Here is a 7,713-nt window from a genome sequence, read left to right on the forward strand (position 1 = left end):
CCAGTACAGCCCCGATGAGATCGAGAACAATCTTTACCTCATGGTGCAACCCTTCGTCTGGGTGATGGGCGAGGAGCTGCAGAAGACCGGCGGCTCGGCCGTCATCGCGCGCGATGTTCGGCGCGTGCCGCCCGGCGCCATCGACCCGACCGTGAAGAACCTGCAGTGGGGCGATTTCGTGCGCGGCATGCTCGAGGCCCGCGATCGCGGCGCCAACTACCCAATCCTGACCGACGGGGACGGAAACCTTACGGAAGGGTCCGGCTTCAATGTCTGCATTATCAAGGACGGCGTTCTGCGGACACCTAAGCGCGGCGTGCTGGAGGGCGTGACCCGCAAGACCGTGCTGGAGGTCGCCAAGGTGCATGGCGTCGAGTGCCATGTGGAGGACGTCCCGGTGAGCGCCGCCTATAATTGCGATGAGTTGCTCTTTGTCACCACGGCCGGCGGCGTCATGCCGATCACGAAGCTGGATGGAGCGCCGGTCGGCGGTGGGGAAGTCGGCCCGATCAGCAGGACGATCTGGAAGGCCTACTGGGAAGCCCACTACGACCCGATGCACAGCTTCGCGATCAACTATTGAGAGATTGGCAGGCGTGCCCGACGGCCCAACATGAACGGCGGCTTTAAGCCACTTCGACAAAAGGCTGCGGATCCCAAATGGATCGCAGCCTTTTTCATTTCGGCATCGATCGTTCAGGCGATCCGGCAGGCGTCTTCAAAGGCAAGCCGAGGCAGCCTCGGAAACAAGCCAGTGGGATCGCCATAGCCGAGGTTGACCAGAAAATTGCTCTTCCAGCTCGTCCCGGAGAAGAAGGCCTCGTCGACGAGATGGTTCTTGAAACCGGACATCGGTCCGGCATCGAGTCCCAGCATGCGGGCGACGAGGATGAGGTAAGCGCCCTGGAGGGTACCGTTGCGAAAGGCGGTTTCGTGCGCGACGTCGGGGCTCGACGTGAACCAGGCGCGCGCGTCCGTGTGCGGGAAGAGCTCGGGCAAACGATCATAGAAGGCTTCATCGTAAGCAACGATCGCGGTTACCGGTGCTGCCATGGTCTTGGCGGAATTGCCGCTGCTCAAAGCCGGACGGAGTTTCTCCTTGGCTTCGGACGACCGGACAAAGACGAACCTGCCAGGCGAGCAGTTCGCCGAAGTAGGGGCCATCTTCAGAAGGTCGTAGAGCTGCCTCAGCGTATCGTCGGAGACCGGCCTGTCCGTCCACTTGTTGTGTGTTCGGGCCTTCGTAAAAATGCTGTAGTCGGCCATTGCGATCCTTGGGCATGGTTTCAAGCACCCTGTCGCACGCGACCTGGAGCCTGAGGGTTCGGCGATATCCTCGAAGACGCGGCGATCCCTATTTTAGGACCGCCGCCGGGGCTCGCCTTCAACGGGCGACTTTAAGCCTTGCCAGCACGAGCGGATTCTCGTTTGCCGGAATTCGCGTGCGCTCGGCCTTCAGCTCCGCGAAAGCCTGCTCGCTAGCCTTCAGCGTCTGCTCGATATCGGCCGCCGTCATGGCCGCGTTCAGGAACATGTTGTGATACGGGTGGAAATAGACGCCATGTTTGAGGGTGTTTGTCACCCAGGCATAGCCGAGCCGCATATCCGGATCGTCATGGAACAGGATCTGCGGCATCTGCGACGGACCGGTCTGACGCAGCGCGAAGCCGAAGGCGACGGCCTGCTCGTTGAGGCCGTCACGCAACTTGTCGCCCAGCTCCACTGTGTGTTCCAAATACTTGGTTTCGTGGATCAGGCGCAGCGTCTCGAGGCCGGCTGCCATCGGAACGGCCGAGAACCAGAATGAACCGGTGGCGAAGATGGAACGAGCGGCGGAGTAGAAACGCTGCGAGCCCATCATGGCCGAGATCGGATGTCCGTTGGCAATGGCCTTGCCCCAGCAGCTGATATCGGGTTCCACTCCCAGGATTGACCACGAGCAGTCGCGCGCCAGCCTGAAACCGGCGCGGACATCGTCGACGATCAGCGGCGCGTCTACAGCATCGCAAATCTTGCGCGCCGCCTGGGCGAACGCCTCGGAGGGGATCAGCTGATCGGCAAATACCTCATGCTTGAAAGGCGTGGCGAAAACGCCGGCGACGTCGCCGTCAGCCGTCCGCACCGCGGCCTCCAGGCTTTCGACGTTGTTGTACTCGTAGGCGATGATCTGGCGCCGCTCGTCATCGACGATACCGGTGCGGTTCGGCGTACACCAGGGCTGGGAGCCGTGATAGGCGCCGGTCGCCACCAGTATCTTTCGGCGTTTGGAATAGGCGCGCGCGGTCGTCATCGCCATCGAGGTGGCGTCGCTGCCGTTCTTGCAGAACATCGCCCAATCGGCATGGGACACTATCGAAACCAACGCCTCGGCTAGTTCGACCATCAGGGGCGACGGTCCGGTCATGGTGTCGCCGAGCTCGGCCTGCCGGCGCGCGGCGGCTTCGACCTCGGGGTTTCCATAGCCAAATAGATTAGGACCATAGGCGCTGAGATAGTCGATATATTCATTGCCATCGACATCCCACAGTCTTGCGCCGCTGGCACGGCTAAAGAATTGCGGAAAGTGGGAGGGCAAAAGTGCTGTCGATTCATGGCCATACATACCCCCAGGTATGACACGGCGGGCACGCTCCAGCAGCTCTGAATTCCGACGATTCGACCAAGTCATTGATGTGATTTCCCTATTTTCGCTGTAGCCTATAGCAAGAAAAATATCTGCTATCAATGATGAATCCGATGGATTGTCGGCTGCTTTTCCGATACAAAACTCGGGAGCCCGGCATGCGGACGCATCCGCGGCTACCGCAGACCGGCTAGTGCCGAGCGTCCGAGGAGAAAAGCTGATGGCAGGATCGATCGTCGGAGAAGCCAAGCTTTCTTGGAGGCTCCGAGCTCGGCCAGCCGGCTAAAGACGCGACGTCACCGAAACCGGAAATCAAAAGAGCCAAAGGGGAATCCATGAACACCACCAAGAATGGTCTGAGCAGACGCAGGGTGCTGAAGTTGGGCGCCGGTACGGTCGCCGCCGCTTCATTTTTTGCAATGCCGGCGATTGGCCGGGCGGCACCCACCTCGATCTCGGTCGCCAATGGCGGAGGCGCGCTAGGCGACGCGTTCAAGGCCGCATGTTTCGACACCTTTGAGAAGAAGACCGGCGTCAAGATCATCAGCGCTCCTTACATGGAAGGCGCACGGCTGAAGGCAATGGTCGAGGCCGGCGCGGTCGACATCGATGTCACGGATACGGATTCCTCCGAGGCCGCGCCGCTGGCCGTTGCCGGCCTTCTCGACGAGATCGACTACAGCGTCGTCCCGAAGGAAGGGCTGATCGATGGCGCAGCCAGCAAGTACTGGACGTCGTGCTACATCGCCGGCTGCGTCCTGAGCTGGAACACTGATTCCAAGGACGGACGCCCGAAGAACTGGCAGGAGTTCTTCGATCCGAAGATCAAGGGTCGCAGGACGCTCTGGAAGAACGCCGCGCAGACCATGGAAGTGGCCGCGCTTGGTGCCGGCCAAACGCTGGACAAGCTCTATCCGCTAGATATCGACCGCGCCTTCGCCATGCTCGACGGCATCCGTTCGTCCATCACCTGGTGGACGTCGGGCGCGCAGAGCGCCCAGCTTCTTGCCAATGGCGACGCCGATTTCGGCATGTGCTGGAACGGCCGTGTCGACCCGGTCAAGCAGCAGGGCGGGCCGATCGACTATACGTTCGACTACTCGCTGCACACGCCTGGTATCTGGAGCCTGCCGAAGGGCGGGCGCAACCGGGACACCGCGATGAAATTCATCGCGCATTGCATGGACCCTGAGGTCCAGGCCGCCTTCTCTAAACTGATCCCTTATGGACCGACGAACGACAAGGCGTTCGATATCCTGTCGCCCGCGGAGCGCGCGCGCATGCCAAGCTCGCCGGAGAACCGGAAGCTTTCGGCCGCGATCGATGGCGACTACTGGCTCGAGAACGGCACCAAGATCTACGACCGCTTTAACACGTGGGTCGTAGCGAAATAAGCGAACCTCCCAAGACTGGCCGCGTGGGCAAAGATTTGCCCACGCGGTTCTTTCTTTCGTCCAGTTCGACGCTATTCGCCAATTCGACGCCCACCGGCGCCGCTTGTGCGAGAGCCTGACAATCTGTTGAAGTGTCTTGCGCCGTCAAACACGCCAGGAATCCGTGTGTGAGGATATGTTGACGTCATGAAGCATCGCAGCTTCCTGCTATATCTTCCCGTCGCCTTGCTGCTAACGCCCTTCTTCCTCGCGCCGATGGCGGTGATCGGAACGGAGAGCTTCAGCGGCCAGCATGGGATCGGGGCGGAATATATGAAGGTCGTGACCGACCAAGGCATCAGAACAGTCCTCTACAACACCTTCTATGTCGCGGCGATGGTGACGATCTTTTCGCTGCTGATCGGCTACCCGATCGCCTATGTGCTGGCACGGCTCAGGGGCCGATGGGCCACCATCGGCATATTCCTGATCTTCCTGCCCTTCTGGGCGAGCACGGTTATACGTTCCTTTGCCTGGATGATCCTTCTCGGACGCAAGGGCCCGGTCAACTCTGTCCTGGTTGGCATCGGCCTTATCGAGGATCCGATCCGTTTCATCGACAACGGGCTAGGGCTGATGGTCGCCATGACCTATATCATGGTGCCATTCATCGTCGTCCCCATCCTCAACGGCTTGCGCGCCATCGACCCCAATCTGCCGCGCGCAGCCGCGGTGCTCGGCGCAAATCCATGGCGACAGTTCCTCGCCGTCACCCTGCCGCTCTCCATGCCCAACGTGGCGGTGGGCTGCACCATCGTCTTTGTCACCTCGCTAGGCTTCTTCGTCACGCCGTCGCTTCTAGGCGGAGACCTTACGGTGGTTTCGATGCTGATCAGCGAACAGGCCAACAGATTGCTGGATTGGCCGCTCGCCTCGGCGCTCGCGATCATTGTGCTGTTCCTCACCATCATCATCTTCGCGCTGCTGCGGGTCAGCCAACTGGCTTCCCGCCGCAAGGGCGCGGCTCAGGCGGGAGTGTTCGCATGAGCGTGTCCGAGAAGAAGCTCTGGGGCGCCTGGGGCCGGTTCCTGAACAGCCTCGTCGGAGCTATGCTCATCGGGTTCCTGGTGCCTATCCTGGTGGTCGTCGCAGTATCGTTCCAGAGCAAGTCGTACCTGTCGTTTCCGCCCACCGATTTTTCGCTGCGCTGGTACCAGCAGTTCGTCGGCAACGACGACTACCGCTCCGCCATCCTGAACAGCATCATGATCGGCGCGGCGGCCGCGGCGCTTGCGACGATCGCCGGGATTTCGACCGCGTTGGCCGTCGTTCGCGCGAGCGTGCCAGGGTCCACCATCGTAAGCGCGCTCTCCGTCGCCCCCGCGATATTGCCGCAGATCGTTCTGGCGATCGGGCTCTTCCCAATCAGCGTATGGCTGGGAGTTCAAGGCACGCTGTGGGCCGTGATCCTGGCGCATGCTGTCATCGGCCTGCCCTTCCCGTTCATCACTGTCTGCGGCGCGCTCGCATCCTATTCCAGCCGGATCGAGATCGCGTCGATGACGCTGGGCGCCAATTCATTCCAGACGTTCCGGCTGATCACTTTCCCGATGATCAGACCGGCAGTGATCGCGGGTTTCATCTTCGCTTTCGCGGCGTCGCTCGACGAGCTGGTGCTGGCGCTCTTCCTGAGCAGCCCCTCGACGCGGACATTGCCTTTGCTGCTTTGGGAGCAGCTCAATTTCCAGGTCACTCCCGAAATCGCTGCCGCGGCAAGCGTCATTCTCGCCGTAACAAGTCTACTCATTCTCGTGGCAACTTTGTTGCCCGGTCTCGGTAAGGACAACTAGGATGCTGCAGATGCCAGGTCGATCCGCGACAGGTCAGAACCGTGCTGCTGGGGGCGCCGCGGTTTCCATCCGTAATCTTTGCAAGCGCTACAACAATTTCGAGGCCGTCGTCCCCACGTCCGTCGAGATAGATTCCGGCGATTTCTTCGCCATCATCGGACCGAGCGGCTCCGGCAAGTCGACGCTGCTCGGCATGATCGCGGGCTATATCGATCCGACCGAAGGGCAGATCGTAGTCGACGGGCGCGACATCGTTCCCGAACCTATCTACCGGCGCAACATCGGCATGGTCTTCCAGAACTATGCGCTGTTTCCGCATCTGTCGGTCGCCCAGAATGTCGCCTATCCGCTGAAGATTCGCGGCGTGCCGAAAGAGGAGATTGCAAGGCGCGTGCGCGAGAGCCTGGCCATGGTGCGGCTTGAAGCATTCGCGTCGCGCAAGCCCTCCGAACTATCAGGCGGACAACAGCAGCGCATCGCGCTGGCCAGGGCATCGATCTATCATCCGTCGATCCTGCTGATGGACGAGCCGCTCGGCGCGCTGGACAAGAACCTCCGGGACGAGATGCAGGAAGAGATCAAGCGCTTCCAGCAGGAGCTGGGCGCGACCGTCATCTACGTCACCCACGACCAGCAGGAAGCGGCGTTCCTAGCCGACCGCATCGCCATCATGCGCGACGGCTCCATGACGCAGATCGGCAGCCCGCGCGCGCTCTATGAGCAGCCGAACAGCCGCTTCGTTGCCGAGTTCCTCGGCGAGGCCTCGATCTTCCCGGTCAAATTGGCTGCCGGCAAACAGGCCGGCCAGCCTTGCCGGATCGTCCTCGAAGATGGCACCCAGGCGTTTATCCGCACCGACGAGGCCACGGCCCCCGGCAGCTTCGCATGCATCCGGCCGGAACGCGTCACTGTCGGCCCGAAAGCGCGCGGTCTCGACAATGCCTATACGGGCATCGTGCGAGAGAGCCTCTATACACCGGGCAGCATCCGCTACCGTATCGAACTCAATGGCACCGGCTCCACGGTCAAGTCGCGCGTGCTGCCGCAAGGCAATACCGAGGTCTTCGAAACCGGAAGCACCGTGGACATTGGATGGTCGGCCGACGACATGACCATCCTTCGGGAATAGTCAGGGCGGGTCGCCAGCTCCACCTAGGGGTACTATTTCAGCTTCTGCTGGCCATAGGTCTTGTACCGGTTCTTGACCACGTTCAGCTCGTCTTCCGTCAGCATCACCGGGCGCCCGAGCGTCGAGGCAAGCATGTATTGCCTGGCCAGCGTCTCCAGTTTTTCGGTACGGGCGACCGCGGCGGCAAGATCGGGTCCGTAGGCGATCATGCCGTGATTAGCGATCAGGCAGGTGTTCCGTTTCGCCAGCGCCCGCACCACGACCTCGGCCAGTTGCGTCGTGCCGAACGGCGCATAATCGGAACAAGGAACATCGTCGCCGCCGAACGACGCGATCATGTAGTGGAATGGCGGAAGGCCCTGCCGCAGGCACGACAGCGCCACGCAGTGATCCGGATGGGCATGCACGACGGCCTGCGCCTCAGGAAACGCCTTGTAGATCGCCGCGTGCATGTTCCATTCGCTTGACGGACGGATCTCGCCATTCCAGCTGCCGTCGAGCGTCATCTCGACCATCGCGGCCTGGTCGAGCTTTTCGGGCGAGATGCCCGTCGGCGTTATCAGCATGCCGCCGGTACCGAACCGCAGGCTGAGGTTCCCCGAGGTTCCGCTGTTCAGGCCTTTTGACGCGACGGCGCGCACGGCATCGACAAGAGACTGGCGCATCGCTGCTGATTGATCGGTCATTGGGTTCTCGCCTTTGGCGGCCATTGTTCGAGATAGGGTTCGACGCTTACGG

General features: G+C 61.3%; 8 protein-coding genes. 5 read left to right on the forward strand and 3 right to left on the reverse strand.

The features are described from left to right. A partial coding sequence (locus EOA27_RS13585) for an aminotransferase class IV (RefSeq protein WP_189562020.1) occupies nucleotides 1–583 on the forward strand: 583 nt, incomplete at its 5' end. Between the two features lie 113 nt (nucleotides 584–696). Here the strand turns inward: EOA27_RS13585 and EOA27_RS13590 are convergent. Together EOA27_RS13590 and EOA27_RS13595 are read right to left on the reverse strand one after the other, a co-directional pair. Continuing rightward, nucleotides 697–1,266 carry a malonic semialdehyde reductase gene (locus EOA27_RS13590; RefSeq protein ID WP_126062133.1) on the reverse strand — a complete coding sequence of 190 codons (570 nt, stop codon included), beginning with the start codon at nucleotides 1,264–1,266 and terminating at the stop codon, nucleotides 697–699. A 118-nt stretch (nucleotides 1,267–1,384) separates the two neighbouring features. Beyond that, entirely contained in the window at nucleotides 1,385–2,872 is a 1,488-nt protein-coding gene (locus tag EOA27_RS13595) for an aminotransferase class III-fold pyridoxal phosphate-dependent enzyme (RefSeq protein WP_245491087.1), read from the reverse strand. An 86-nt stretch (nucleotides 2,873–2,958) separates the two neighbouring features. On the opposite strand from EOA27_RS13595, the gene EOA27_RS13600 reads away from it, so the two are divergent. The 4 genes from EOA27_RS13600 (at nucleotide 2,959) to EOA27_RS13615 (ending at nucleotide 6,975) form a co-directional block, all read left to right on the forward strand. After that, nucleotides 2,959–4,017: an ABC transporter substrate-binding protein gene (locus EOA27_RS13600; protein ID WP_126062134.1), complete on the forward strand. Its 1,059-nt coding sequence runs from the start codon at nucleotides 2,959–2,961 to the stop codon at nucleotides 4,015–4,017. Nucleotides 4,018–4,203: 186 nt separating this feature from the next. After that, nucleotides 4,204–5,043, forward strand: coding sequence for an ABC transporter permease (locus EOA27_RS13605; protein ID WP_127256456.1), 840 nt, complete (start codon nucleotides 4,204–4,206; stop codon nucleotides 5,041–5,043). Continuing rightward, on the forward strand, nucleotides 5,040–5,846 hold the full coding sequence (locus EOA27_RS13610) for an ABC transporter permease (RefSeq protein ID WP_126062136.1): 807 nt from the start codon (nucleotides 5,040–5,042) through the stop codon (nucleotides 5,844–5,846). Before EOA27_RS13605 ends, EOA27_RS13610 begins: the two co-directional genes overlap by 4 nt. Nucleotides 5,847–5,856: 10 nt before the next feature. Continuing rightward, nucleotides 5,857–6,975 carry an ABC transporter ATP-binding protein gene (locus EOA27_RS13615; RefSeq protein ID WP_126062137.1) on the forward strand — a complete coding sequence of 373 codons (1,119 nt, stop codon included), beginning with the start codon at nucleotides 5,857–5,859 and terminating at the stop codon, nucleotides 6,973–6,975. Nucleotides 6,976–7,007: 32 nt separating this feature from the next. On the opposite strand, the gene EOA27_RS13620 is transcribed toward EOA27_RS13615, so the two are convergent. Beyond that, nucleotides 7,008–7,640: a class II aldolase/adducin family protein gene (locus EOA27_RS13620; RefSeq protein ID WP_126064759.1), complete on the reverse strand. Its 633-nt coding sequence runs from the start codon at nucleotides 7,638–7,640 to the stop codon at nucleotides 7,008–7,010. Between the last annotated feature and the right edge of the window lie 73 nt (nucleotides 7,641–7,713).

This window comes from Mesorhizobium sp. M2A.F.Ca.ET.037.01.1.1 (genome assembly GCF_003998075.1).
In the GTDB taxonomy this organism is placed as follows: Bacteria; Pseudomonadota; Alphaproteobacteria; order Rhizobiales; family Rhizobiaceae; genus Mesorhizobium.

What these genes read in the sequence shown, in the direction of transcription:
- EOA27_RS13600 (WP_126062134.1), top strand. Translation starts at nt 2,959, where the DNA reads ATGAACACCACCAAGAATGGTCTGAGCAGACGCAGGGTGCTGAAGTTG.
- EOA27_RS13610 (WP_126062136.1), top strand. Translation starts at nt 5,040, where the DNA reads ATGAGCGTGTCCGAGAAGAAGCTCTGGGGCGCCTGGGGCCGGTTCCTG.
- EOA27_RS13590 (WP_126062133.1), bottom strand. Translation starts at nt 1,266, where the DNA reads ATGGCCGACTACAGCATTTTTACGAAGGCCCGAACACACAACAAGTGG.
- EOA27_RS13615 (WP_126062137.1), top strand. Translation starts at nt 5,857, where the DNA reads ATGCCAGGTCGATCCGCGACAGGTCAGAACCGTGCTGCTGGGGGCGCC.
- EOA27_RS13620 (WP_126064759.1), bottom strand. Translation starts at nt 7,640, where the DNA reads ATGCGCCAGTCTCTTGTCGATGCCGTGCGCGCCGTCGCGTCAAAAGGC.
- EOA27_RS13605 (WP_127256456.1), top strand. Translation starts at nt 4,204, where the DNA reads ATGAAGCATCGCAGCTTCCTGCTATATCTTCCCGTCGCCTTGCTGCTA.